The 24,836-nt window shown below is 74.9% G+C and carries 23 protein-coding genes; 10 read left to right on the top strand and 13 right to left on the bottom strand.

All coding sequences use genetic code 11. From position 1 onward, the window contains the following. Positions 1 to 7: 7 nt before the first annotated feature. Positions 8 to 751, bottom strand: coding sequence for a GntR family transcriptional regulator (locus ACZ6X9_RS06880; RefSeq protein WP_469776885.1), 744 nt, complete (start codon positions 749 to 751; stop codon positions 8 to 10). 357 nt (positions 752 to 1,108) lie between these two features. Here ACZ6X9_RS06880 and ACZ6X9_RS06885 point away from each other — a divergent pair, with 357 nt between their 5' ends. Continuing rightward, a complete protein-coding gene (locus ACZ6X9_RS06885; RefSeq protein WP_469776886.1) occupies positions 1,109 to 1,972 on the top strand; it encodes an alpha/beta fold hydrolase in 864 nt (287 codons plus the stop codon). 97 nt (positions 1,973 to 2,069) lie between these two features. Next, a complete protein-coding gene (locus ACZ6X9_RS06890) occupies positions 2,070 to 3,476 on the top strand; it encodes a hypothetical protein (protein ID WP_469776887.1) in 1,407 nt (468 codons plus the stop codon). 74 nt (positions 3,477 to 3,550) lie between these two features. Here the strand turns inward: ACZ6X9_RS06890 and ACZ6X9_RS06895 are convergent, their stop codons facing one another. Next, positions 3,551 to 4,309 (bottom strand): ABC transporter permease, encoded by a 759-nt coding sequence (locus ACZ6X9_RS06895; protein ID WP_469776888.1) that lies wholly within the window; start codon positions 4,307 to 4,309, stop codon positions 3,551 to 3,553. Then, on the bottom strand, positions 4,306 to 5,238 hold the full coding sequence (locus ACZ6X9_RS06900; protein ID WP_469776889.1) for an ATP-binding cassette domain-containing protein: 933 nt from the start codon (positions 5,236 to 5,238) through the stop codon (positions 4,306 to 4,308). Before ACZ6X9_RS06900 ends, ACZ6X9_RS06895 begins: the two co-directional genes overlap by 4 nt. A gap of 109 nt (positions 5,239 to 5,347) precedes the next feature. Between ACZ6X9_RS06900 and ACZ6X9_RS06905 the strand changes: the two genes are divergently transcribed. Both ACZ6X9_RS06905 and ACZ6X9_RS06910 read left to right on the top strand, forming a co-directional pair. Then, on the top strand, positions 5,348 to 6,523 hold the full coding sequence (locus ACZ6X9_RS06905; protein WP_469777629.1) for a sensor histidine kinase: 1,176 nt from the start codon (positions 5,348 to 5,350) through the stop codon (positions 6,521 to 6,523). Between the two features lie 9 nt (positions 6,524 to 6,532). After that, positions 6,533 to 7,183 (top strand): response regulator transcription factor, encoded by a 651-nt coding sequence (locus ACZ6X9_RS06910; RefSeq protein WP_469776890.1) that lies wholly within the window; start codon positions 6,533 to 6,535, stop codon positions 7,181 to 7,183. Positions 7,184 to 7,204: 21 nt separating this feature from the next. Here the strand turns inward: ACZ6X9_RS06910 and ACZ6X9_RS06915 are convergent, their stop codons facing one another. The 3 genes from ACZ6X9_RS06915 to ACZ6X9_RS06925 form a co-directional block, all read right to left on the bottom strand. Further along, on the bottom strand, positions 7,205 to 7,741 hold the full coding sequence (locus ACZ6X9_RS06915; RefSeq protein ID WP_469776891.1) for a hypothetical protein: 537 nt from the start codon (positions 7,739 to 7,741) through the stop codon (positions 7,205 to 7,207). 100 nt (positions 7,742 to 7,841) lie between these two features. After that, positions 7,842 to 8,171: an AAA family ATPase gene (locus ACZ6X9_RS06920; protein WP_469776892.1), complete on the bottom strand. Its 330-nt coding sequence runs from the start codon at positions 8,169 to 8,171 to the stop codon at positions 7,842 to 7,844. After that, entirely contained in the window at positions 8,111 to 8,377 is a 267-nt protein-coding gene (locus ACZ6X9_RS06925) for an AAA family ATPase (protein WP_469776893.1), read from the bottom strand. Before ACZ6X9_RS06925 ends, ACZ6X9_RS06920 begins: the two co-directional genes overlap by 61 nt. A 156-nt stretch (positions 8,378 to 8,533) precedes the next feature. Here ACZ6X9_RS06925 and ACZ6X9_RS06930 point away from each other — a divergent pair, with 156 nt between their 5' ends. Further along, positions 8,534 to 9,910, top strand: a complete 1,377-nt coding sequence (locus tag ACZ6X9_RS06930; RefSeq protein ID WP_469776894.1) for a dihydrolipoyl dehydrogenase family protein — start codon at positions 8,534 to 8,536, stop codon at positions 9,908 to 9,910. Positions 9,911 to 10,130: 220 nt separating this feature from the next. Here ACZ6X9_RS06930 and ACZ6X9_RS06935 read toward each other — a convergent pair whose 3' ends face one another. Next, complete coding sequence (locus ACZ6X9_RS06935) at positions 10,131 to 10,745, bottom strand: flavin reductase family protein (protein ID WP_469776895.1); 615 nt, start codon at positions 10,743 to 10,745, stop codon at positions 10,131 to 10,133. Positions 10,746 to 10,967: 222 nt separating this feature from the next. On the opposite strand from ACZ6X9_RS06935, the gene ACZ6X9_RS06940 reads away from it, so the two are divergent. Together ACZ6X9_RS06940 and ACZ6X9_RS06945 are read left to right on the top strand one after the other, a co-directional pair. Further along, positions 10,968 to 12,353: a GNAT family N-acetyltransferase gene (locus tag ACZ6X9_RS06940; RefSeq protein ID WP_469776896.1), complete on the top strand. Its 1,386-nt coding sequence runs from the start codon at positions 10,968 to 10,970 to the stop codon at positions 12,351 to 12,353. A 32-nt stretch (positions 12,354 to 12,385) separates the two neighbouring features. Next, positions 12,386 to 14,074 (top strand): DUF885 domain-containing protein, encoded by a 1,689-nt coding sequence (locus ACZ6X9_RS06945; RefSeq protein ID WP_469776897.1) that lies wholly within the window; start codon positions 12,386 to 12,388, stop codon positions 14,072 to 14,074. Between the two features lie 42 nt (positions 14,075 to 14,116). On the opposite strand, the gene ACZ6X9_RS06950 is transcribed toward ACZ6X9_RS06945, so the two are convergent. Continuing rightward, positions 14,117 to 14,347 carry a hypothetical protein gene (locus ACZ6X9_RS06950; protein ID WP_469776898.1) on the bottom strand — a complete coding sequence of 77 codons (231 nt, stop codon included), beginning with the start codon at positions 14,345 to 14,347 and terminating at the stop codon, positions 14,117 to 14,119. Positions 14,348 to 14,409: 62 nt separating this feature from the next. Between ACZ6X9_RS06950 and ACZ6X9_RS06955 the strand changes: the two genes are divergently transcribed. Beyond that, positions 14,410 to 15,276: an ATP-grasp domain-containing protein gene (locus tag ACZ6X9_RS06955; protein ID WP_469776899.1), complete on the top strand. Its 867-nt coding sequence runs from the start codon at positions 14,410 to 14,412 to the stop codon at positions 15,274 to 15,276. Between the two features lie 3 nt (positions 15,277 to 15,279). On the opposite strand, the gene ACZ6X9_RS06960 is transcribed toward ACZ6X9_RS06955, so the two are convergent. Beyond that, a complete protein-coding gene (locus ACZ6X9_RS06960) occupies positions 15,280 to 15,768 on the bottom strand; it encodes a rhodanese-like domain-containing protein (RefSeq protein ID WP_469776900.1) in 489 nt (162 codons plus the stop codon). Positions 15,769 to 15,984: 216 nt separating this feature from the next. Here ACZ6X9_RS06960 and ACZ6X9_RS06965 point away from each other — a divergent pair, with 216 nt between their 5' ends. Beyond that, positions 15,985 to 16,476 (top strand): Lrp/AsnC family transcriptional regulator, encoded by a 492-nt coding sequence (locus tag ACZ6X9_RS06965; protein ID WP_469776901.1) that lies wholly within the window; start codon positions 15,985 to 15,987, stop codon positions 16,474 to 16,476. Here the strand turns inward: ACZ6X9_RS06965 and ACZ6X9_RS06970 are convergent. Then, positions 16,421 to 19,501, bottom strand: a complete 3,081-nt coding sequence (locus ACZ6X9_RS06970; RefSeq protein ID WP_469776902.1) for an AAA family ATPase — start codon at positions 19,499 to 19,501, stop codon at positions 16,421 to 16,423. The genes ACZ6X9_RS06965 and ACZ6X9_RS06970 overlap by 56 nt on opposite strands. 342 nt (positions 19,502 to 19,843) lie before the next feature. Further along, positions 19,844 to 21,001: an exonuclease SbcCD subunit D gene (locus tag ACZ6X9_RS06975; protein ID WP_469776903.1), complete on the bottom strand. Its 1,158-nt coding sequence runs from the start codon at positions 20,999 to 21,001 to the stop codon at positions 19,844 to 19,846. A 502-nt stretch (positions 21,002 to 21,503) separates the two neighbouring features. On the opposite strand from ACZ6X9_RS06975, the gene ACZ6X9_RS06980 reads away from it, so the two are divergent. After that, positions 21,504 to 21,992 (top strand): Pycsar system effector family protein, encoded by a 489-nt coding sequence (locus tag ACZ6X9_RS06980; RefSeq protein WP_469776904.1) that lies wholly within the window; start codon positions 21,504 to 21,506, stop codon positions 21,990 to 21,992. Between the two features lie 260 nt (positions 21,993 to 22,252). Here ACZ6X9_RS06980 and ACZ6X9_RS06985 read toward each other — a convergent pair whose 3' ends face one another. Continuing rightward, a complete protein-coding gene (locus ACZ6X9_RS06985) occupies positions 22,253 to 22,879 on the bottom strand; it encodes a YigZ family protein (protein WP_469776905.1) in 627 nt (208 codons plus the stop codon). 182 nt (positions 22,880 to 23,061) lie between these two features. Continuing rightward, the gene (locus tag ACZ6X9_RS06990) at positions 23,062 to 24,729 is read right to left on the bottom strand and encodes a trypsin-like serine peptidase (RefSeq protein WP_469776906.1); all 1,668 of its coding nucleotides are present in this window, start codon (positions 24,727 to 24,729) and stop codon (positions 23,062 to 23,064) included. Positions 24,730 to 24,836: the final 107 nt, after the last annotated feature.

Here is a 24,836-nt window from a genome sequence, read left to right on the forward strand (position 1 = left end):
CCGGTGCTCAGCTCGCCAGCAACCCCACCGCATCGCCGTCCCCGAAAGTGAGCCGGCACGTGTCGGCCCGGTACGTGGCGACGGCCACCGCCGCCGTGCGCCCCTCCGCGAAGTAGCGGGTGGTGACGAGCAGGACGGGCGCCCCCGGCAGCCGATCGAGCTGCTTGGCGTCGTCCGCGCGAGCGGACCCGAGCTCCACGGCGCGGTCCTGCCCTTCCAGCGGCAACCGGTGGAGAGCGCGGAGCACCGCGCGGGCCCGGGCCGGCCCGGGTGCGGTGTCCGGGATGTCGAGCCCCGGGACGCCGGCGGCGGGCACGTACAGGAGCTCGGTGGCGACGGGCCGGCCGTGGCTGCTGCGGGTGCGGCGGACGGTGTGCACGGCCTCGTCGCGGGCGGTGCCGAGCGACAGCGCGACGGCGGCGGGCGGGGCGGCCTCGGCGCTGTCCACCGGCTGCCAGTCATCTTGGGTGGTGCCGGGCCAGGCGTGTTCGGCGTCGGCGACGGCGACGCCCACGCGCGGCGGGGCGACCGTGGTGCCGACGCCGCGGCGGCGCTGGAGGCGGCCCTCGAGCTCCAGTTGTTCGAGCGCCTGGCGGAGCGTGGCGCGCGCGACCCCGAAACGGGCGGCCAGTTCGCGTTCGTTGGGCAGGATCTCCCCCACCGCGAACTCCGAGTCGAGCGCGTCGCTCAACACCGTCTTCAGGTGCCAGTACTTCGGCTCGGGCGCCGTCTCCAACTGCGTCGTCCCCACCCTCATCCTCCGCAAAGGCTTTTCGCGCGCTTCTTTATTAAAGGTTGTTGCAGTATGCCTGTGACCATAGGACGGTGTGCGCACTTGGTCAAGACCAATGCGCCGCATCCACCGCAGGTGGTACGGACTTTTCGGCACGCTGGGTGACCGCGGCGAGCTCCCTTCCGGCCACGCGGGCAAGGCCCGTCACCAACCGTCGCCGGGGACACGGGAAAAGCGGTGTGAGCGGCGCGCGGACGCGGGCGCCGAGCGCCGTGAGCGCCCCGCGCGACGGGCGCACGTCACAGGTCTACCCCTCGGTAACCATTGCTGACATCCTGTCTACAAAGCCCCTCGACAATCAGCAGGAGCCGACTCATGGGTGACACCTTGGACACCTTGCGGACCGCGACGTTCTCCCTCGACACCCCCGCCGGCCCGCGCCAGGCCGAGGCGGTCTACCGGCGCGCCGGCGAGGGCGAGCCGCTCGTCCTGCTGCACGGCATCGGACACCATCTCCAGGCCTGGGACCCGGTGTTCGAGATACTCGCCGCCGAACACGACGTCGTCGCCGTGGATCTGCCCGGGTTCGGGCGCTCCCCCGCCCTGCCGCCGGCGGTGCCGTACGACCTGCCGAGCACCGCCGCCGTCCTCCGCGCGTTCTTCGAGGCGCTCGGCCTGGACCGCCCGCACGTGGCCGGGAACTCCCTGGGCGGCCTCATCGCCTTGCAACTGGGCCACGAGAAGCTCGTACGGAGCGTCACCGCGCTGTCCCCCGCCGGGTTCTGGACGGAGTCGGAGCGCCGCTACGCCTTCACCGTCCTGCGGGGCCTGCGCAACGGCGCCCGCCGGCTGCCGCCGGAGCGGATGGCCCAACTGGCCGCCACCGCCGCCGGCCGGGCGGCGCTGGTCAGCCTGGTGTACGCCCGGCCCGGCCGGCGGCCGGTCGACGCCGTGATAGCGGAGGCGAGCGCGCTGCGGGACGCCGTGGGGTTCGAGGCCACCCTCGCCGCGGGCCGCTCGGTGCTGTTCGCCCACGAGCTGCCGGACCTGCCGGTGACCATCGCCTGGGGCACCCGCGACCGGGTGCTGCTGCGCCGGCAGGGCATCCGGGCCGGGCGGGTCATCCCCGGCGCCCGGCTGATCCGGCTGCCGGGCTGCGGACACGTCCCGATGAACGACGATCCGGCCCTCGTGGCCCGGGTCGTCCTGGACGCCGCGGCACGGGGAACCCGCGCGTAGCAGCGGTTGCGGTCGCGCCTGAGGATCCCTCAGCGGAGCATGATCCACGACGGCATAAGATCGCCGGATCAGCCAGCATGACCTTGGGGGATTCGCAGTGACGTCCACCGCGCGCACCGTCCTCGTCCCGGCCTTCGTGGCCGTGACGCTCCTCGCCGGGCTCACCGCCTGCGGCTCGGATTCCGGTTCCGGGCAGGACGACGGCCCGGCGAAGCAGAAGACGGCACAGTCGGCGCGGCTCGCCTGGCGGGACGCCGCGCTGCCGGGCCTGGCGGCGAAGCCGGCCTGGACCGTGCCGGCGGCGCCCGGCGGCACGGAGGTGTTCGCGGTCGGCGACGCCTTCGCCGTGGTGACCGCGCCGGGGGCCGCGAAATCGGCGAACGACAAGGGGCCCGCGCTGCGGGAGGGCCCCAAGTCCGTCGAGTTCCGGGACGCACGGAACGGCTCCATCCGGAAGACGCTCACGTTCGGCGACGCCACCGTCGTGGCGGACACCTGGCATGGCGCCCCGGCCCTGCGGGTGTACGTGACGAGCAAGACCCCGTCCGACGGCATGACCTCCGACAAGTCCACGACGGTGGAGGAGATCTACGACGGGCGGGGCGCCAGGCTCGGCCGCGCCCCGGAGGGGGCGACGCACGTCGCCGACGGCTGGTTCGCCGCCGAGGACGGCACCGTCGCGCGGGCGGACGGCGGACCGGCACACAAGCCGGACGTGCCCGGCGAGCTGCGCGCCGTCCACGGACCCGCCCGCTCCCAGGACGTCCACCGGTACGCCCCGGAGGAGCGGACGTTCGCGGGCGACCACGCCTTCTCCTATGAGCAGGTGGAGCGCGGCTCGTACAACAACATGAAGCGCCTGGTGGTCACCGACCTGGCGACCGGGAAGAAGGCCTGGACGACCACCGAGGCCGGCCGCCCCGACAAGGCGATCCCGGAGGAGAAGTCCCACGACGTCAACGTCGTCCCGGTGACGGTCGTCGGCGACCGCGTCGTCCTCGCCTGGCAGACGGACGGCGGCACGCATACCTCCTCCGAGCCCTGGATCCTGTCGGTCAACGACATCAGGACGGGCCGGCTGCTGACCACCGGCCCGGTCGTACGGGCGGACGCGCCCGGTTCCCGGACCGACTTCGGGAACCCGGACAGCAACCCCACCTTCCTCACCACCTACGACGCGGCCACCGGAACCGTCGTCACGGCGGGGCGGCCGGACATGGGCAAGCCGTGGCTGGCCACCGCCTGGGACCTCAAGAGCGGCAAGCGGTTGTGGGCGCAGGGGCCGGACGAGAAGGACTTCGCGCCGCTGAACGCCGGCGACGGCGTGGTCTACGGCTACACCAACCCCGGGACGCAGGGGTACTGGGACCCGATCGCCGTCGACGTGAAGACCAAGAAGGTCCTGGCGAAGAAGCTGGACGCCGACCGGGTCCCGGTGTTCAGCACCGACGGGCACGGCGCGGTCTCCGTGGACCAGGGCGTCTTCGTCTTCCCGGCGGCCTGACGGAAGCCCGACGGCGGCCTGAACACGCCGGGGGCGCGGGTCCACCGGCCCGCGCCCCCGAGCGCCACCGCCGCTCACGCGTCCCGGCGCCGCAGCGTCCACCAGCCCGCCGCCACGGCGACGGCGGCCCACAGAGCCGCGACACCGAGCCCGCTCCACGGGCCGAGCGCCCCCTCCGGGTCGGCGGACATCATCTGCTGCCCCGCCCGGTCGGGCAGGAACTGCCCGGCGCCCCCCAGCGCGTCGGGCCCCAGGACGGGCGACAGCAGACAGACCAGCGGCACCAGCAGCCCCAGCGTCCCCACCGGGCTGCGCAGCACGGCCGCCGTACCCGCCGCCAGCAGGGCGAGCAGGGCCAGGTGGAGGCCGCATCCGACGGCGGCCCGCAGGGCACCCGGGGTGCCGGCGTCCACCCCGGCGTCCCCCAGCAGGGGTTGTCCGACGAGGAGCGCGCCGAACCCGGCGACGAGCCCCGCCGCCAGCGTCAGGCCCGTGACGACGGTGAGCTTGGCGGTGTAGAAGACGCCGCGGCGCGGCACGGCGGCGAGCGAGACGCGGAGGGAGCCGTGGGTGTACTCGCCGGCCATGGCCAGGGCGCCGAAGCAGAGCGCCGCGATCTGCCCGACGCCGACCCCGAAGCAGGAGAAGCGGATCGGGTCGAAGTCGCTCTCCGCGGTCGCGTCCCCGGCGACCGCGCAGGCCACCGCGCCGAGGGCGATCGTGGTGACGACCGTGGCGGCCAGGGCGGCGACCAGGCCGCGGACGGAGAGGGTCTTGGTCCACTCGGCGCGGGCGGCGGCGGTGAGGGCGGAGAGCGGCGGGGTCGTCGTCATCGGCGGGTTCCTCGGGCGGTGGTGGGGGTGGCGAACTCGGTGTCCTCGGAGGTGAGTCGGAGGTAGGCGTCCTCCAGGGAGGCGCGTTCGTCGGCGAGTTCGAGGACGGGTACGCCGGACCGGGCGGCGAGGGCGCCGACATGGGCGGCCTCCGTCCCCTCGACCGTCCACCGGCCGTCGCCGTCCGGCACCGCGCGCAGGCCGCCCTCCGCGAGCGCCGTCCGCAGCCGTTCGCCCTCGGTGGTGCGGACCCGCACCCGGGCCGGGGCGTGGTGGGCGAGGAAGGCGTCCATCGGGCCGTCGGCGAGCAGCCTGCCCCGGCCGAGCACGATCACGTGATCGGCGGTGGCGGCGACCTCGCCCATCAGGTGACTGGAGATCAGGACGGTCCGGCCCTCGCCGGCCAGCCGCCGGGCCAGGCCGCGCAGCCAGACGATGCCTTCCGGGTCGAGCCCGTTGGTGGGCTCGTCCAGCATCAGCACCGGTGGGTCGCCGAGCAGCGCGGCGGCGATGCCGAGCCGTTGCCGCATGCCGAGCGAGAAGGTGCGCACGCGCCGCCGGGCCACCGCCGCGAGTCCGGTCTCCTCCAGAACGGCGGTGACGCGCTCCCGGGGGATGCGGTTGCTGTGGGCGAGGGCCAGCAGATGGCCGCGGGCGGTGCGCGCCGGGTGGGCGGCGGTGGCGTCCAGCAGGGCGCCGACGTGCCGGAGCGGCCGGTCCAGCAGGGCGTACGGCCGGCCGCCGACGGTCGCGGTGCCGGACGTCGCCCGGTCGAGGCCGAGGACGACGCGCAGGGTGGTGGACTTGCCGGCGCCGTTGGGGCCGAGGAAGCCGGTGACGCGGCCGGGCCGGACGCTCACGGTGAGCCCGGCGAGGGCCCGGACGGTGCCGTACTCCTTGACGAGGTCCCTGATGTCGATCGAGGTCATGGCTCCACGCTCGCCGACCGGCCGGGCCCGGCGCTTCCCCCGCCCGGGGAAACGATCTCCCCCGCCCGGGGGAGGCCGCCCGGTCCGCGACGCTGCCAGGATGATCGCCATGTACCCCGTCCCCCGGCTGCTGAGCCCCCTGACCCGCGCCGTCACCTGTACCCGTTGGCTGCACCTCGTGGCCGGGGGCCTGTTCGCGACGGTGTGCATGTTCGTCTATCCCGGGGACGGCGGCGGGCGGTTCGCGCTGCTGCTCGGGTCCCTGGCGTCCGTCCCGCCGCTGGTCGTGCTCGGCCTGGTACCGGCGGTGCGGGTCGCCGAGGGCGTGCAGGCCCGGCTGATGCTCGTCCCGGGGCGGCGCTCGCGCGGCCCGGGCCGGTCGGAGGCGGCGGCCGTCGCCACCACACCGGCCGCGTCCTGGGCGGACCGGTGGCGGACCGTCGGCTGGCTGGTGCTGCGGGTGCAGTTGGGGACCGTGACGCTGGCCGCCTCGGTGTGGCTGCCGATGGCGGCGGTGGACCTGGCCGTCCACCGGGAGTGGGCGTACGCCCTGCTGGCGCCGCTGCCGTTGGCGGCCCTCGCGGCGCTGGTGGTGGGGGCCGGCGAGCTGGTCGCCGCGGCGGCCCGGTGGCTGCTCGCGCCGTCGGCGGCCGAGCGGATCGCGGCCCTGGAGGAGCGCGCGGAACGGCTGTTGGAGCACAACCGGCTCGCCCGCGAGCTGCACGACTCGATCGGTCACGCGCTCACCACGGCGGTGGTGCAGGCGGGCGCGGCCCGGGCGGCCGGGTCGCCGGAGTTCACCGAGCGCGCGCTGGCCGCGATCGAGGAGACCGGACGGCACGCCCTGGAGGATCTGGAGCGGGTCCTGAAGGTACTGCGCGAAGGCGCCCAGGATCCGGCGGGACGGCCCACGCTGGCCGACGCCCGGCGGCTGCTGGACGCGGCCGACGGTTCCGGCGCCGAGGTCACCGCCGAGCTGACCGGGCCGCTGGACGCCGTACCCGGCCCGGTGTCCCGGGAGGGCTACCGCATCGTGCAGGAGGCGCTGACCAACGTGCTGCGGCACGCCGGGCCGGTGCCCGTCACCGTCCGGATCGCCGTCACCGGGGACGCCGTCGAACTGGACGTCCGCAATCCGCTGCCGGACCCGCGGCCGGCCGCCGGCCCGCGCCGGGGCAGCGGGCTGCGCGGCATCCGCGAACGCGCCGCCCTGCTCGGCGGGCGTGCCGAGACCGGACCGTACGAGGACGGCTGGCGGGTCAGCGCCCGGCTGCCGACCGCTTAGGCTGCCGTCATGCCGCTCTCCGTCCTCCTGGTCGACGACGAACCCCTGGTCCGCGCCGGGCTGCGCGCCATCCTCGACGCGCAGCCCGACATCGAGGTGACCGGCGAGGCCGCCGACGGCGCCGCCGTGCTGCCGCTGGTCAGGCGACTGCGCCCGGACGTGGTGGCGATGGACGTCCGGATGCCGCTGATGGACGGCATCGAGGCCACCCGGGCGGTGCTGGCCGCGTTCCCCGAGCCGCCGAAGATCCTGGTGGTGACGACCTTCGAGAACGACGAGTACGTCTACGAGGCGCTGCGCGCGGGGGCCGACGGGTTCCTGCTCAAGCGGGCGCACCCGGCCGAGATCGTGCACGCGGTCCGGCTGGTGGCCGCCGGTTCCTCCCTCCTGTTCCCCGCCGCCCTGCGGCGGCTGGCCGCCGCGCACGGCAATCCCGGCGCCCGCGCGGTCCTGGAGCGGGCCGCGCTGACGGGCCGGGAGACGGACGTGCTGCGGCTGATGGCCCGCGGGCTGTCGAACACCGAGATAGCCGAGCACCTGGTGCTGGGCACGGAGACGGTGAAGACCCATGTCAGCGCGGTGCTCGGCAAGCTGGGGGCGCGGGACCGCACCCAGGCCGTGATCGCGGCGTACGAGTCGGGGTTCGTCACTCCGGGCTGAGCGCGGCCGCCCTCGGGCCGGTCAGTTCCAGGGGTTGGCCGGCTGGTCGTTGATCGCCGTCCAGAAGCGGGTGCCGGCGGGCACGTCGCCCTCGGCCCAGAAGCTCCAGCCGCCCGAGCTCTCCAGATTGGTCCCGTATCTGCCGTCGTGGAACTCGGCCATGCGCCAGCCGGCGCCGAAGTTGTTCGCGCAGACGCCGTCGGCGACCGCCCGGCCGGTCAGGCGGCTGCCGCGGATCGGGGCGGTGGCCGCGACCGTGCCGCGCGCCCAGCCGGCGTAGAAACCGGGGGTGATGCCCGCGGGGACGGGACGGCCGTCGACCTTGAGGCAGAGCAGCGGCAGGGCCGTGGTCGTGGCGGTGTCGCCCTGGTACGGGTTGCTCAGGGGGCCGCCGCCGACCTGGACCGTGCCCCCGGGCCCGTCGGCGAGCAGGGTCCAGGTCATGGCCTTGCCGTTGGCGTCGGGGGCGGGCGGGGCCGCCGCCGCGGGGGCCGTGAGCGCACCGGCCGCGGCGAGGGCCGCGGCACCGAGGGCGAGCAGCGTTTTCACCGAGCGCATGACTTCTCCTCACAGACGTGAACCGACGTGACGCGAGACGCATGGCGGTACGGTGGGGAATTCTGCACGTCCTGCGCAAACCCCCCAAGGGCAGAACCGGTCACACGCCCCGGGCGCCCTCCGGGATCCGCCCGGTGACGAACCGGACCCGCTCCCCCACCGCCGTCCGGGGCAGCTCCACGGTCTCGTAGCCGAGCTCCGCGTAGGCGGCCGTCACCGCCTCGTGGGTGCGGACGGCCTCCTCGTAGCTCTGCCGGCGTTCGGTGTCCCGCGTGTGGATCTCCGGCCGGGGCGGGGCCGCGAACACCCGGCGGTGGTACCGGAACCGCTCGGCCGCGGCACGGATGTGCGGTGGCACCGGACGGCCCGTCAGCCGCAGGTAGCCGACGATGTCGGGAAGGCCGCGGTCGAAGAAGACGGTCCCGGCCACTCGGCCGCGTCGTGGTGGGAGCGCAGTTCCCAGCAGAGCATGAGCTCGGCGAACAGGTCCGGGTCGGCCCAGGGCGGGCCGCGTCCCCCGATGGCCGTCCGGTCGCGGATGACACCGCGTCCCGCCTCCCACGAGCGGTGGTGGCCGGCCGCCTCCAACGCGTCGACCAGCGTGCTCTTGCCCGCGCCGGGCCCTCCCGTCACCACGACGAAACGCTCCCGCTCCCCGTGCCCCCGCCTCCTTCACCGGTGTGTCCGCCATCCGACCGTACGCCCGGCGCGCGTCGGCCGTGACGGGCGCTCCCGGTGCTGGCAGGGTGAACGGGTCCTGCGGAAGCCCTCGACGGAGCGGAGTGCGGTGCCATGACCGAGCAGGTGGACGTCGTCGTCATCGGGATGGGCCCGGGCGGCGAACATGTCGCGGGGCGGCTGGCGGAGGCCGGGCTGCGGGTGGTGGGCGTGGAGGCGGAACTCGTCGGCGGCGAGTGCCCGTACTGGGGTTGTGTGCCCAGCAAGATGATGATCCGGGCGGGCAATCTGCTGGCCGAGGCCCGCCGGATCCCGGGAATGGCCGGCACCGCGCGGGTGGAGCCGGACTGGTCGCCGGTGGCGGCGCGGATCCGCGACGAGGCCACTGACGACTGGAACGACCAGGTGGCCGCCGACCGGTTCCGCGACAAGGGCGGCCGGCTGGTGCGCGGCCGGGGACGGCTCACCGGCCCCCGCACGGTGACGGTGGACGGGCCGGAGGGCGGGGCCTTCGAGGCCGCGCGCGGCGTGGTGCTCGCCACCGGGACGACACCGCAAATCCCGCCGGTGCCCGGGCTGGACGCCGTCCCGTACTGGACGAACCGGGACGCCGTCGCCGCGACGGAACCCCCGGAGTCGCTGCTGGTGCTGGGCGGCGGCTCGATCGGCGTGGAACTCGCCCAGGTGTACGCCCGGTTCGGGACCCGCGTCACGGTGGTCGAGGCGACGGACACCCTGGTACCGGCGGAGGAGCCGGAGGCCGCCGCGCTGCTCGTCGAGGTGCTGGCGGCCGAGGGGCTGACCGTCCGCACGGGCGCCCGGGCGGCCGGGGCCCGGCACGACGGCACCGCGTTCACCCTCGTCCTGGACGGCGGCGAGGAACTGACCGCCGACCGGCTGCTGGTGGCCACCGGGCGCCGGGCCGACCTGCGGAACCTCGGGCTGGAGACCGTCGGCCTCGACCCGGACGCCCGGTCGGTGCGCACGGACGCCCGGATGCGGGCCGCGGACGGGCTCTGGGCGGCGGGGGACGTCACCGGCCACGGTGCCTTCACCCATGTGGCCATGTACGAGGCGGAGATCGTCGCCCGGGAGGTGCTGGGCGAGCCCGGGCCCGGCGCCGACTACCGAGCCCTGCCGCGCGTGACCTTCACCGATCCCGAGATCGGCGCCGTCGGCCTGACGGAGCGTCAGGCACGCGAGCGGGGTCTGCGGGTGCGGACCGGGCTCGCGCGGGTGCCGTCCTCGGCGCGTGGCTGGATCCACAAGGCCGGCAACCAGGGACTGGTCAAGCTGGTCGAGGACGTGGACCGCGGGATCCTGGTCGGGGCCACGACGGCCGGCCCGGCGGGCGGCGAGATGCTGTACGGACCGGCGGTGGCGGTGCAGGCGGAGGTGCCGGTGGAGACACTGCGGCACATGATCTACGCGTATCCGACGTTCCACCGGGGGGTGGAGGACGCGCTGCGGGATCTGGTCGAGGGGGGATAGGGGCGGGGCGCCGGCGGAGAGCCGGGGCGAAGGCCCGGGGAGGCGTCGTCGCCCTACAGGGGCCGGACGACGTCCGCGACGTGCTCTGGCGCCGGGTCGCGGACGACCGGTTCCGCCCCGGACGGACGTGGGGCGGAGTGGGGGCCATGACCGGCGGGGGCGGCCGGGCGGGCGGCCCGGGTGCCTTGCGGCCCCGCGGCCCGCCGGCCCGCCGGGTCCGTCAGTTCGGGTCGCCGGGCCGCAGGTCCGCGTACGCGACGCGCGGGGTGGAGTGGACGCCGCCGACCGTCCCCCACTGGTCCTTGCCGAGCCTGCTGAGCGGGCGCATGCGACCGATCTCCGGATGATCGCCGTCCAGTACCGACGCGCTGACGGCGGCGTGTACGACCCGGCCGAGGACGATCGTGGAGTCGCCGAGGCACAGCGTGCTGTGCAGCCGGCATTCGAGGGCGACGGGGGCGTCCGCGACCCGGGGCGCCTTCACCAGGAGCGAGGGCTCCTTGGCGAGGCCGACGGCGTCGAACTCGTCGATGCCGGGCGGGAAGTCGGCGCCGGTCTCGTTGATCTGCCGTTCGAGCCCCTCGGGGGCCAGGTTGACGACGAACTCGCCGGTCGCCTCGACGTTGCGCAGGGTGTCCTTGCGGCCCACCGAGGTGAACTGCACGATCGGCGGTTCCACGCAGGAGATGGTGAAGAACGAGTGCGGGGCGAGGTTGGCCGTCCCGTCCTCGGCGACCGTGGACACCCAGGCGATCGGCCGGGGCACGACCACCGAGGTGAGGAGCCGGTAGGCGGCGGCCCGCCCGGCGGTGTCGATGTCGATGTCAACGCGCATACCGGCCAGTATCCATGGGCCGGACCGGGCCGCCGACCGGGGGCACCCGCCCGGCGGCCGGTGCCGCCGCAGGTGGCGGCGGTCGCGGGGGACGACCGGCGCGGAAGCCCCTAACACGGGCGAACCCGCCCGTAACGCGCCGGAAGCACCCCTTTCCCGGTTTTACCCGGAGGACACGAGGTGTTCGTGACCGGGCAACACCGCTTCGTCAGGGTGGACGTCATGACCGACACCGACGCGACCCCCGCGGGCGCCCCCGACCGCGCGCACCACTGGCGGCGTGACCTGGCGGAACTGGCCGCCCTGTTCACCGCCGTGGCCGCCGCCGACTGCGTGGCCGACACCGTGGTCCACGGTCCCGACGGGCCGGCCCTGCTGGCCGGATCGGCCGCCGCACTGCTGGCCACGGCCGGGTTCCACGCCTGGTGGCACCGGCGCCGGCGGACCCGGTCCGCCGCCCCCGCGCCGGCCCCCGAGCCGGCGGACGGGGCCGTCGGCGGCACGCTGTGGCGGATGCGCACCACGGTCCGCGACGAGCCGGGCAGCCTCGCCGCGCTCTGCCTGGCCCTGGCCGGCCGGGGCGTCGACATCCTCGCCCTCCAGACGCACCCGCTGGCCGACGGAACGGTCGACGAGCTGCTGCTGCGCGCGCCCGGCGGGCTCACGGCCGACGCGCTGGCCGCGGCCGCGGAGGCGGGCGGGGGCCGTGCGACCTGGCTGGAACGCGCCGACGCCCACGACCTCGTCGACGCCCCCACCCGGGTGCTGGACCTCGCCACCCGCACCGCGCTGGACTCCGCCGAACTGCCGCTGGCGCTGCGGCGGCTGCTCGGCCGGTGCGCGATCCGCTCGGTACCGGCGGGTGCGGCCGGCCGGGCGGAGGTGCCCGCGGAGGGCGAGTGGCGGGAGACCGTGCTGCGGCTGCGCGATCCGTCCGGCGGCACGATCATCGTCGAGCGCCCGCATCTCCCTTTCACCCCGGCGGAGTTCGCGCGGGCCCGGGCGCTCGTCGAGCTGGACGCGCGGCTGGGCCCGCGGTTCCCGCGCCGTGACGACGTGCTGACGCTGCCCGCCGGTGACGAGGTGACGGTCCGCCGCGCCGGGCCGGCGGACCTCGCGGCGGCCCGGGCGATGCACGAACGCTGCTCCCCCGCCACGCTCGCCCTGCGTTACCACGGGCCGGTCCGGGACGTCGCCGCAGCCGACCGCTATCTCGGCCACCTGCTGGGCCCGCGATTCGGCCGGACGCTCGCCGCGTTCGCGCCGTCCGGCGAGCTGGTCGCCCTCGGGCACCTGCTGTGGGACGGTGAGGAGACGGAGGTGGCGCTGCTCGTCGAGGACGCGTGGCAGCGGCGCGGCGTCGGCGCCGAACTGCTGCGCAAGCTGGTGGTCATGGCCGCCGAGGCGGGCTGCGAGAGCGTCTACGCGGTCACCCGGGCGTCCAACACGGGCATGGTGGCGGCGATGCGCGGGCTGGACCTGCCGCTGGACTACCAGGTCGAGGAGGGGACGCTGGTGATCACCGCCCGGGTCACCCCGGCCGCCGTCCCGCGCCTCGCCTCCCGGGCGCCGGGCGCCGTCCCCCGGCACCCCGTGAATCCCGCGTGACGCGGCGCCTTCCGGCATACGAGGATGTGCGCATGCCGAACACCACGAGCTCTCAGCTTCCCCGCCAGGTCGCCGACGCCTACGTCGACGCGTACGTCGAACTCGATCCGATCACCGGTACCTACCTCGGTGTGGCGTCCAGCGCCCGCCGTATGCCGGACTTCTCGCCCGAGGGGCAGGAGGCGGTGGCGGCCCTGGCACGGGAGACGCTGGCCCGACTGGCGGAGGCCGAGCGGCGGCCCGGCGCGGACGACGACGCCGAGCGGCGCTGCGCCCGGCTGCTGCGCGAGCGGCTGACCGCCGAACTCGCGGTGCACGACGCCGGCGAGCCGCTGCGCGCCGTCAGCAACATCCACTCGCCGCTGCACCTGGTACGCGAGATCTTCACCCTCATGCCCGTCGACACCGCCGAGGACTGGTCGGCGGTCGCCGACCGGCTGCGGGCGGTGCCGGCCGCGCTGGAGGGCTACCGGGCGTCGCTCGCCGAGGGGTTGAAGCGCGGGCTGCCGGGCGGCCCGCGGCAGGTGGCCACGGTGCTGGGGCAGCTCGCCGAGTGGATCGGGACGGACGGGAAGGGCTGGTTCGGCGACTTCACGGCCCCCGGTCCCGAGGCGCTGCGCTCGGAGCTGGACGGTGCGGCCGAGGTCGCGACGGGTGCCCTCGCCGGACTCCGCGACTGGCTGCGGGACGTCTACGCCCCCGCCGTCGAGGGCGCCCCGGACGTGGTGGGCCGGGAGCGGTACGCCCGGTGGGCGCGCTACTGGAACGGCACCGACCTGGACCTGGAGGAGGCGTACGCCTACGGCTGGTCCGAGTTCCACCGCCTGCTCGCGGAGATGCGCGTCGAGGCGGAGAAGGTCCTGCCGGGAGCGCGGACGCCGTGGGAGGCGCTGGCCCACCTCGACGAGCACGGCACCCACATCGAGGGCGTGGACGAGGTCCGGGAGTGGCTCCAGGGCATCATGGACGAGGCCATCGAGGCGCTGGACGGCACCCACTTCGACCTGGCCGAGCGGGTCAAGCGGGTCGAGTCGCGCATCGCGCCGCCCGGCGGCGCGGCGGCCCCCTACTACACGGCGCCGTCGGAGGACTTCTCCCGCCCGGGCCGGACCTGGCTGCCGACCATGGGCCTGACCCGCTTCCCGGTGTACGACCTGGTGTCCACCTGGTACCACGAGGGCGTGCCGGGCCACCACCTCCAGCTCGCCCAGTGGACGCACGTCGCCGACCGGCTCTCCCGCTACCAGGTCACCCTCGGCCAGGTCAGCGCCAACTCCGAGGGCTGGGCGCTGTACGCGGAGCGGCTGATGGACGAACTGGGCTTCCTCACCGACGCCGAGCGGCGGCTGGGCTACCTGGACGCCCAGATGATGCGCGCCGCCCGGGTCATCGTCGACATCGGCATGCACCTGGAGCTGGAGATCCCGGCCGACTCCCCGTACCACCCCGGCGAGCGCTGGACGCCGGAGCTGGCCCAGGAGTTCTTCGGGCTGCACAGCAGCCGCCCGGCGGACTACGTGGAGAGCGAGCTGGTCCGCTACCTGGGCATGCCGGGCCAGGCGATCGGCTACAAGCTCGGCGAACGGGCCTGGCTGGCGGGCCGCGACGCGGCGCGGAAGCGGCACGGCGACGCGTTCGACGCCAAGGCGTGGCACATGGCGGCGCTTTCCCAGGGCTCGCTGGGCCTGGACGACCTGGTGGCGGAGCTCTCGGCGCTCTGACGGCCGGCGGGGCGGACGGCGGCACGGCCGCCCGCCCCGGGTTCACAGCACGCCGGCGAGTTCCTCGATCCGGTCGGCGAGCCGGGGGCCGGGGTGGAGGACGCGGCCCGGCCCGAACTCCTCGACGGCGTCGGCCTTCAGTCGGTCGACGGTCGCCCGCAGCGCGTCGTGTGCAGCAGACCGATCCGCCTCCGCGGCGGACCGCCATCGCTCCCACCGGCGGAAACCGCCTCCGCCGCCGGCTCGCGACGGAGCCGCACCACCCCAGGGCACCCTCTCAAGTGACCCGGATCACAGACCCGGGACGCTCAGGAGCCCCGCGTAGAGTCCCGGACATGACTCCCCTGCTCCTCGTCTGCCGCGACCCGCTCTCCCCCCGTCGTCCGGATCCGCATTTCGCCGTGGAGGCGCGGGTGGCGGGCGACCGGGGGCTGCGGGTGGCGCTGGTCGATCACGACGCGTTGCTCGCCGGGGACGCGGTGGGGGCGGTCGCGGGGGTGCCGCGGGACGCGGGGGCGGCGTGGTACCGGGGGTGGATGATCCCCGCGGGGCGGTACGCGGAGCTGGCGGAGGCCCTGGCCGGGCGCGGGGTGACACTGCTGACGCCCCCCGAGGCGTACCGGCGGGCGCATGAACTGCCGGGCTGGTATGGGACGTTCGAAGCGGTGACACCCCACAGTGTGTGGTTCCCGGCGGAGGCCGGACGGGCACCCGGCCGGGAGCGGCTGGCGGCGGGGGCGGCGCTGCTGGGCGGCTCCGGTCCGGTGGTGGTGAAGGACTACGTGAAGTCCCGCAAGCACGAGTGGGACGAGGCGTGTCACGTCCCCGACCTCGCCGACACGGGCCGGCTTGCGGCGGTCGTCGGCCGGTTCGTCGAACTCCAGGCGGAGTTCCTGGCGGGCGGCGTCGTCCTGCGGACCTTCGAGCGCTTCTCGGCGGCGGGCGAGGCGCGGGTGTGGTGGCTGGACGGCCGGCCGGTCCTGGTGACCGCCCACCCGGACACCCCGGACCGTCTCCCGGAGCCGGACCTCGACGCGGTGGCGCCGTGTGTCGCCGCGCTGGGCTGCCGGTTCGTGACCACGGACGTGGCGCTCCGGGAGGACGGGGTGTGGCGGGTGGTGGAGGTGGGCGACGGCCAGGTGAGCGATCTGCCGCGGGACGGCGATCCCGGCCCCCTGCTCGCGGCCCTCGCCCGGGGCTGAGGGTCAGCAGCCGCAGTCCGCGCCGTCCACGGGCGCGGTCAGCGGGTCCGGCGGCAGGGTGCGGGTGCCTTCCCAGGTCTCGACCTCGTAGCCTTCGCGGATCCAGTACTCGATGCCGCCGAGCATCTCCTTGACCCGGTAGCCGAGCGTCGCGAGCGCCAGCGCCGCGCGGGTGGCGCCGTCACAGCCCGGCCCCCAGCAGTACACGACGACGGGCCGCGCCGGGTCGAGGAACTCGCCGGCCAGGGACGGTATCCCCGCCGTGGGAAGGTGGACGGCGCCGGGCACGTGCCCCTGGTCCCACGCCGCCGTGGAGCGCGAGTCGACGACGGTGAAGTCGGCGGTGCCATCGGCGAGCGCGGCGTGGACGTCGGCGACGTCGGTGTGGAAGGCGAGCCGGGCGGCGAAGTAGGCGGCGGCCGCGGCGGGTTCGGCGGGCGGTACGGAGAGGACGCGGGAGGCGGGGCGGACCGGGGAGGTCGTTGCTGTCATGGCCGGAAATCTACGGCGCCACCCTGGTGGCGGTGAACCGTGATTCCCCGGCCCTCCGCACGTCCCGCCGGGGAATCCCCGGCATCCGGAACCTCCGGCCGGTGTTCTCCCACTCGCCCCGAAGTGCCCCTCCCGACCGGCGGCCGGTGGGATTCGCGCATGTGACGAACGACGCGAACGCTTGATCAAACGGGACGCGCCTGTTAGACACCGCTCATGAGCGAGCATTCCCTCGACGCCACCGACTGGCGGATACTCGACGCGCTGCAGAGTGACGGCCGCGCCGGGTACGCCGAGTTGGCGCGGATCGTGAACATGTCCTCCAGCGCGGTGACCGAGCGCGTCCGGCGGCTGGAGGAGGCAGGGGTGATCGAGGGGTACACGGCCGTCGTCCGGCCCGAGCGGCTGGGCATGCCGGTGCTCGCCTTCGTGCGGCTGCGCTATCCGAACGGCAACTACAAACCGTTCCACGACCTGCTCGCCACCACCCCCGAAGCGCTGGAGGCGCACCACGTGACCGGCGACGACTGCTTCGTCATCAAGGTCGCCGCCCGGTCGATGCGGCACCTGGAAGAGGTGGCGGGACGGATCGGGGCGCTGGGGTCGGTGACGACGAGCGTGGTGTACTCGTCGCCGCTGGAGCGCCGGGCGTTCAGCCGGACGGACGGGCCGTCAGGTGCCGCACCGTGGAGCCCGAGCGGTCCTTGACGACCTGAAGCTGGGCCGGGACGCGCTGCCGAAGGTCGGCGACGTGGCTGACGATGCCGACGGCGCGGTCGCGTTCACGCAGCGAGTCGAGGACGTCGAGGACCTCGTCGAGGGTCTGCTCGTCCAGGCTGCCGAAGCCCTCGTCGATGAAGAGGGTGTCCAGGCGGGTGCCGCCGGCCTCCTCGGTGACGACGTCCGCGAGGCCGAGGGCGAGGGCGAGCGAGGCGAAGAACGTCTCGCCGCCGGACAGTGTCGCGGTGTCGCGTTCACTGCCGGTCCAGGCGTCGACGACGTGCAGGCCCAGGCCGGACCGGCCGCGTCCGGTGCCGCGGGCGTCGGAGTGGACGAGGGTGTAGCGGCCGGCGGACATCCGCCCGAGCCGGACGGTCGCGGCGGCGGCCACCTGTTCCAGCCGGGCGGCGAGCACGTACGACTCCAGGCGCATCTTGCGCTCGTTGTCGGCGGAGGTGCCGGCCGCCAGCCCGGCGAGGCCGGCGATCCGGTGGTACTCCTCGCGCAGCGGGGCGAGCCGCCGGACGTCGTTCGCGGCCTCGGCGGAGAGCCGGTCGAGGGCGTCGCAGCGGCGCCGGGCCTCGGCGTCGCGGTCCGACGCGGCCCGCAACCGGTCCACGGCCAGGGCGAGTTCGGCGTCCGCGGCCTCCGGGCGGGCGGGCGGCAGGCCGGCGGCGGCGAGCGCTTCCTCGTCGGCCAGGGCGGCGGCGACGGCGGCCTCCTCCTGCCGCCAGGCGTCCAGCCGGGCCTGCGCCGAACGGAGTTCCGCCGCGCCGAGGAGGGCGTCGGCCGCCTCGGCTGGGGTGGCGAAGCCGGCGCGGTACGCGGCGTCGGCGAGCCGGTCGTCGGCCTCCTTGAGGGCGGTCGCCGCGTCCTCGGCCGCGCGGGCGGCCCCGGCAGCGGCGGCGAACAGGCCGGCCCGTTCCTCCAGTGCGGCGGCGCGGCGTGCGACGGATTCCTCGCCGCCGCGCGCCCGCGCCAACTCCTCCAGCAGGACGGCCCGTTCGCGTTCCAGGTCGTCGCGGTGGGAGGTGCGCGCGGCGATCCGCAGCCGGGCCTGCTGCTGGGCGTCGCGGCGGTGCTCGTACTCGCGCTCGGCCTCGGCGAGGGCGGCCCGGGCGGCGGGCGCGTCGGCGGCGGCGGTACGCGCCTCGGCGTACGCCCGCCGGGCGGCGTCCGCGAGGGCGGCGAGCTCCGCGGTGGCCGCCTCGCCGGCGGCGGCGCGGGCCGCGGCCAGGGCCTCGCGGAGCGGCCCGTGGCGGCGGACGGCCTCCTCGCGGGCGGCGTCGGCGCGCCGGTAGGCGGCCTCGGCGGTCTGCTCGGCCGCGCGGTCCACGTGCCCGGCCGCGGCGCGGGCGGGGGCGGGGTGCTCGGTGGCGCCGCAGACGGTGCAGGGGTCGCCGGTGACGAGTCCGGCGGCCAGTTCGGCGGCGATGCCGCGCAGCCGGCGTTCCTTGGTGTCGAGCCAGTGCTCGCGGGCGCGGGCGGCCTCGTCGCGGGCGTCGGCTTCCGCCTGTTCGGCCGCCGCCGCCTCGACGGCGAGTGCGTCGCGGCGCCGGGCCGCGGCGAGGCGCTCCTCGGCGGGGGCGACGCGCGCGCCGAGCTGTTCGGCGCGGGCGGTGGCCTCGTGGGCGGCGTCGAGGCGGCGCTGACGCTCCTCGCGCAGGGCGGGCCAGGCGGCCAGCCAGTCGGCGTCGTCGGTGAGGGCGTCCTCGTCGGCGCGGGCCTCGCGTTCGAGGACGGCGATCTCGGCGGTGATCCGGGCGGCGCGCTCCTCGGCGCGCCGGGCGGCTGCGAGCGAACCGAGCTCCTCGCGGTGGGCATGGTCGAGCGCGGCCAGTTGGTCGGCGCCGGCCTCCCGGTGCTCCTCGGGCAGCCGGGCGCGGGCTCGGCGTTCGGCCTCGGCCGCCGCGTGGTGCCGGCGTCCGGCCTCGGCGCGCAGTTCCAGGGCGGGGGCGACGGCGGCCGCCTCGCGGGCCCGCTCCAGTCGGTCGCGGAGCGCGTCCCGTTCGGGGCGCCGCTCCGCCAGCTCGTCGGCGCGGCGGCGGGCCTCGGCGTACCGCCGCTGGAGCCGGGCCCGTTCGCGGACCTCGGCGGCGCGTTCGGCCGCGCGGGCGTGCAGGTCCTCGGCGGCCCGGACGGCGGACGCGGTGACGGCGCGCCGCTCGCGGGCGGTGGTACGGGCGAGGGCCGCCCACTCCAGCACGGCGGCGGCGAGCCCGGGGGCACCGGCGGCGAGCGGCGGCTCGGCGGCCCGTGGTGCGGGGATGCCGGCCCGGCCGCGGGCCGGGGCCGCGGTGGCGGGCGACGGCGTGCCGACCTCGGGCAGCGACGGGTCGTCGGCGGCCTGCCGCATCCGGTGGCCGAGCGCGAGCAGCCGCTCGTCGCCGGCGCGCACCCGCGCCTCCGCCGCCCCGCGCAGCTCGGCGAGGCGCTTCTCGACCGCGGCGAATCGGCCGGTGTCGAACAGCCGGCCCAGCAACCCGGCGCGTGCGGCGTCGTCGGCGCGCAGGAAGCGGGCGAAGTCGCCCTGCGGGAGGAGGACGACCTGACAGAACTGCTCCCGGTTCATCCCCAGCAGCCGGGTGATCTCCTCGCCGATCTCCTGGTGGGAGCGGCTGAGCCCGTGCCACTGCCCGTCGCGCAGTTCGCGCAGGGCGCTGAACGCCTTCTCCCGGGTGTAGCCGCTGCCCCGCTTCTTGGGACGCGGCTGCTCGGGCCGCCGGGTGACCTCCAGGCGCCGTCCCCCGACGGTCAGTTCCAGGACCACCTCGGTGGGGGTGTCCGGTGCGGCGTGGTCGCTGCGCAGTCCGGGCCCGCCGCCGCTGCTCTGGCGGGCGCCGGGGACGCCGCCGTAGAGGGCGTAGCAGACGGCGTCGAGGACGGAGGTCTTGCCGGCGCCGGTGGGGCCGTGCAGCAGGAACAGCCCGGCGGCGGAAAGCTCGTCGAAGTCGACGTGCTGCGTGCCGGCGAACGGGCCGAAGGCGGTGATCTCCAGGCGGTGCAGTCTCATCGGTTCCCCTCGGCGGCGGCGGAGTCGCCGACGACGGCGTACCGGACGGTGGGCGCGGTCCCGGGGCGGCGGGGGCTCATCGCTCGCCCTTCGCGGGGGCGGGTCCGCTCTGGTCAGCGGCGGGCACGCTCTGCTCAGCGGCGGGTCCGCTCGGATCAGCGGCGGGTCCGCTCTCCCTCGTGGAGGATTCGCTCTCCCCCTGAGGGGTCAGCTCTCCTCGGCAGCGCGTTCGCTCTGCTCGACGGTGGATTCGCCCTGCTCGGGGGCGGGTTCGCTCTGCTCGGCGGCTGACGCCGGCGGCGGCGTGCCGGTCGGCGACCGCGCACGCCGGTCGGCGGAGCCTCATCGCTCCCCCTCCGCGGCGGCGACCCGGACGGTGTCGAGGGCGTCGGTCAGCAGGGCGCGCTCGGCGGCGTCGGGGCCCTCGCCGCGGACGTGGGCGACGAAGTCCTCGGCGATCTGCTGGTCGCTCCGGCCGCGCAGCCGCCGGGCGTACGAGGCGAGGGGGTCCTCGGGAGCCCGCTCGGGGTCCAGGACCAGGCTGAGGACGTGCGGGAAGCGGGTCGCCAGCCGGGCCATGGGGTCCTTGGGGCGGACGGGGTCGGTGAGGGTCGCCTCGACCCAGGCGTCCTCGTGCCGGTCGAGGGCCGGGTCGTCCAGGAGCTCGTCCAGCCGGCCGCGGATCCGGGCGAGCGGGCGGGGCACCGGGCAGTCGATCCGCTCGCCGGTGACCGTCCCGTCGGCGGCGAGGTCGATCAGCCACATGGTCTTGCGGTGGGCGGCCTCGGAGAAGGAGTAGGCGAGCGGCGAGCCGGAGTAGCGGACGCGGTCGGTGATCGTCTGGCAACCGTGGAGGTGGCCGAGGGCGGCGTAGTTCACGCCGTCGAAGATCTCGGGCGGTACGGCCGCGACGCCGCCGACGGTGATGTCGCGTTCGCTGTCGCTGGAGGCGCCGCCCGCGACGAAGGCGTGGGCGAGGACGACGGACCGCGTGCCGGCCGGACGTCCGGCGAGGTCCGCGCGGACCCGGTCCATCGCCGCCTTGAGCACGGCGACGTGCCCGGCGCCCCGGGCGTCGAGGGCGGTGCGGACGAGCGCGGGTTCGAGGTAGGGCAGGCCGTAGCAGGCGACGTCGCCGTGGGCGTCGGAGAGGACGACGGGTATGCCGCAGTCGGCGGGGTCGGTGCGCAGGTGGACACCGGCCCGGCCGAGCAGTCCGGCGCCGACGCCGAGCCGGCGGGCGGAGTCGTGGTTGCCGGAGATCATGACGACGGGCACGCCGGTCTCCGCGAGCCGGTGCAGGGCCTCGTCGAACAGCTCGACGGCGGCGAGCGGCGGCACGGCCCGGTCGTAGACGTCACCGGCGACGAGGACGGCGTCCACGTCGCGCTCGCGCACGGTGTCCACGAGGTGCGCGAGAAACGCGCGCTGGGCGTCCAGGAGGCCGACCCGGTGGAAGGAGCGTCCGAGGTGCCAGTCGGACGTATGCAGCAGTCTCACGCGTCGACTCCCGTACCCATGCGCTCCTCGGCTTCCTTTGCGCCTGCCGTTCCCACTGCTGCCGGCGGCCCCGCCGGTACGGGACGCTTCGGCCCGGCCCGTCCGATCCATCCGGCCTGTCCGATCCATCCGGCCCGTCCGATCCATCCGGCCCGACCGGTTCATCCGACCCGGCCGACCCGCGCGCCTCCCGACGACCGGCCGGCGCGGGAGTCAGGGCCGCCCCACAGTCTCGCATCCGGCGGCGGGGCCGGGAGACGGAGGAGGGGTACGGAGGTGGGGCAGCCGGGACGGCCCCTCCGACACTGCTCCGCCTCACCCGGCGGCTTCGGCACCCGGGCTCCCGGCTCACCGGTGTCCGCGTCACCTCTCACACGGGCGAAAAGTTGCCGCTCTGCGCGGTCTTTCGGTCAGCTTGCCGCTCGGGCCCGTGGAGCGCCCGGCCCCGGGGGACGATCAGCCGGAGGTGAGAGGACCCGGAGGCGAGAGGAACGAGGTGGCCGTGCCCGAATCCCCCCAGGACACCGCCTGGCGGCTGCACGCCGCGCTGTGCGAGTGGACGGGCAAGGCCGACGCGAAGGCGTCGTTCGCCCTCACCGCCCAGTCGACCGTCCTCCTGGTACTGGGGCTGGTGGCGGGTGTGGGCCGGGGCTTCGGCCACGCGGGAGGCCTGGCGACGGTGCTGCTGTGGGCTGGGGTCGCGGCCCTTGTCGTGGGCCTGGCCTGCGCGGTCCTCGCGGTCGCGCCGAACCTCCGGGAGGACGTGCCCGGGCCGGCCGAGGAGCGGTTCGTCTACTTCGGCCACCTGCGCCACTGGGAGCCCGGCGCGCTGGAGTACCGGCTCCGGGAGGCGGATCCGCTGCCGGCGCTGAGCCGCGAGCTCGTCGTCATGAGCCGGATCGCCTGGCGCAAACACGTGTACGTGCGCTGGTCCCTCGTCTGCGCCGCGGTCGGCACGGTGGGGGTGGGCGGGGCCGCGGCCCTGACCTGACCCGACCTGAGGGGAGACGGCGCGGGTGCCCCCGCTCCGGACAGCGTTCCGGACCTCTGCCCGAGCGCCACCTCACGTCGCCGGAGCGCACCGGCTGGGACCCGCCCGGACGGAGACCCGCCCGGGGGTGCCCGCCTGGACCGGAGGTCCGCCCGGACGGAGCGACCACGCCCACGTCCCACCGCATCCCTGGGGCCACCGGCGCCTGAGGCCGGACCCCTGGGGCCCACCGGCGCCTGAGGCCGCAGACCGGGCGCCGCCTACGCCTCTCCGTACGCCTCGTCCCCCAGCTCCAGCACCGCCGTACCGGCCGTGGCGTCGGCCAGCCAGGCGCGGAAGGCCTGGACCTCGGAGTCCGGCAGCCCGATCCCGATCGTCACCCCGGCCCCGTACGACACCTCGCGCACCGTGCGCCCCGCCGCCCGCAGCTCGTTCTCCAGCTTTCCGGCGCGCTGGTGGTCGACGGTGACGGTGGCGAGCCGGTAACGCCTGCGGGTGACCGTCCCGAGGGTGTCGAGCGCCTCGCCGACCACTCCCCCGTAGGCACGGATCAGCCCGCCCGCCCCGAGCTTGATCCCGCCGAAGTACCGGGTGACGACCGCGACGACGTACCGCATCTCCCGACGCACCAGCATCTGCAGCATCGGCACCCCGGCCGTACCACCGGGCTCCCCGTCGTCACTGGCCTTCTGCACCGACCCGTCGGCCCCCAGCACGTAGGCGAAGCAGTTGTGCCGCGCCGTCGGGTGCTCCTTCCGGACGCGGGCGACGAACGCCTGCGCCTCCTCCTCCGTCGCGGCGGGCGCGAGCGCGCAGATGAAGCGCGACTTGCTGATCTCGATCTCGTGCACACCTTCATGGGCCACGGTGCGGTAAGCGTCCTGCATCCTACCCCTCGACGGTTAGGCCTTGACCTGCGGAAACAGCCTATACGAGCCGCAGGCTCCCGATTTGCGGGAAGCCGGCGGGCACCCGTCTCCGAACAACCGGCCGCTGATGGCGTAAAGCTTTTGAGGGGGCACCGATGACGGATGCCGCGCATGCCGTGTCAAGGCATGCGCGGCCGGTGTCACGCCTTGGGCACGAGGTTGATTTCCGTGCCGAGGTGTTCGGTGGTGGTGTCCTGATAGAGGGAGGTCTCGCCGTCGGACCAACGAATGACGAGGTCATCGGTTCGGCCATTGCCGGTGAAGTTGCCGGTCGTCATCACGGTGCTGTGCGTCCAGGTGCCGAAGTCGCCCCCGTGGACGGTGTGCGTAGCACCGAGCTTGTCGGCCGTGGTGCCCACGTAGCTGTTGATCGAGCCGTCCTCCCAGCGCACCAACAGATCCCACTTACTGGTTCCGCCGTACTCTCCGGCTGTCAGCAGGGTCGCCTTCTCCCAGGCGTGATCGGTTTCCTTGGGGTCCTTGAGTTTGTGTTCCTCCGCGAATTTCTTTTCGGCGCCGACGTTCGTATAGAGGGTGAGCTCGCCGTCGGACCAGCGCACCATCAGGTCGGTGACGTACTTCTCGGCGTTGAAGCGACCCGCGGTGATCTGGGTGGCGTGCTTCCACGTGTCGGTCTTCTTGGGGTCGATCAACTGGGTGCCGGCCCAGTCCAGGCCCTTGGAGCCGACGTCGCCATAGAGCGTGACCTCACCGTCGGACCAACGCACCATCAGGTCGAACTGGGACGATCCGGTGAAGTCACCGCCTGTGATCGCTTCCGCGTGATCCCATGTGCCGTTGTCCTTCTTCATCAGACGCCGCTCGCCGTCGAAACCACCGCGGCCGTTGCTGTCGTAGAGGGTGACCTCGCCGTCGGTCCACACCACGATCATGTCGCTGCGGCCCTTGCCGTTGAAGTCGCCAGAGGCCATCAGCTTGGCGTGCTTCCAGGTCGAGCCGCCGCCCATGGAGTAGGGAAGCGGGGGCTGCTTGTAGGGCTGGGAGCGTTTGACCTGCCGGCCGGCCTTGGCATCGTCGTACAGTTCGAAGAACGAGTCACCGTGCATGGGGCTGTAGGTCAACCAGTCGACGTTCTCATCGTTTCCGCCGCCGTTGTAGCCGCCGACGTTACCGATGATCTCGCCGGTTCCGTTGCTCCAGTCGACCTTCGAGAACCACGGGCCGCCGGACACCCCGCCGTACATGCCACTGCACAGCGCCTGCATCTGGTACTGGTTGGGAAGCGCCCATGTCTGGGTGGGGCAGCGTACGGCATGGTCCGCACTGTCGTGCTTGGCCGCGGGATAGCCCACCATGGTGACGTTGTTGTTGTATCCGGGCGTGCGTGCCAGCGAGTTGGCTCCGACGACGTCCTGGACCTTCTTGCCGCTGGAGGAAGCGGCGAGTTGCGCGAAGGCGAAGTCCAGGTCCGATTCCGGGTTCTTGTTGTTGGACTTGCCGTACCGGGGATCCGCGTACCAGCGTTCCACTCGGTAGAAACCGTATTGCTGCTTGTCCAGCGGGGATTCGGTGCGGTACCAGGGAACAAATATCGAATTACCTGCCACACAGTGGTGTGCGGTGAGGATCAGGTCGTGGCCGGGGCTCTGTACCACGCTGGCCGAGCAGTGGTGGGCCCGCATCTCTCCGGTGGTCGGATCCTTGTCGTAGGTGAAGACCACACCGACGGACTTGAGCCCCAGGACGTGTTCCGCCTTCGGCATGTCGGCTGCTGCGCCACGCCGCTTGGGCGGAGCGCTCGCGCTGGACCGCCCGGCGGGGAAGGCGGGGTCGGTCGCCGACGCCATCCGTTGGGGGGTCCAGAACCGCAGCGCGTCAGCGTCTGTCCACCCGCTGCCATCGACCTTCGGGTCCCGGGCGGCCGGCGAGTGTGGCGCGGCCGGCGGACGGGCCG

It is taken from the genome of Streptomyces sp. NPDC052910, from assembly GCF_055585605.1.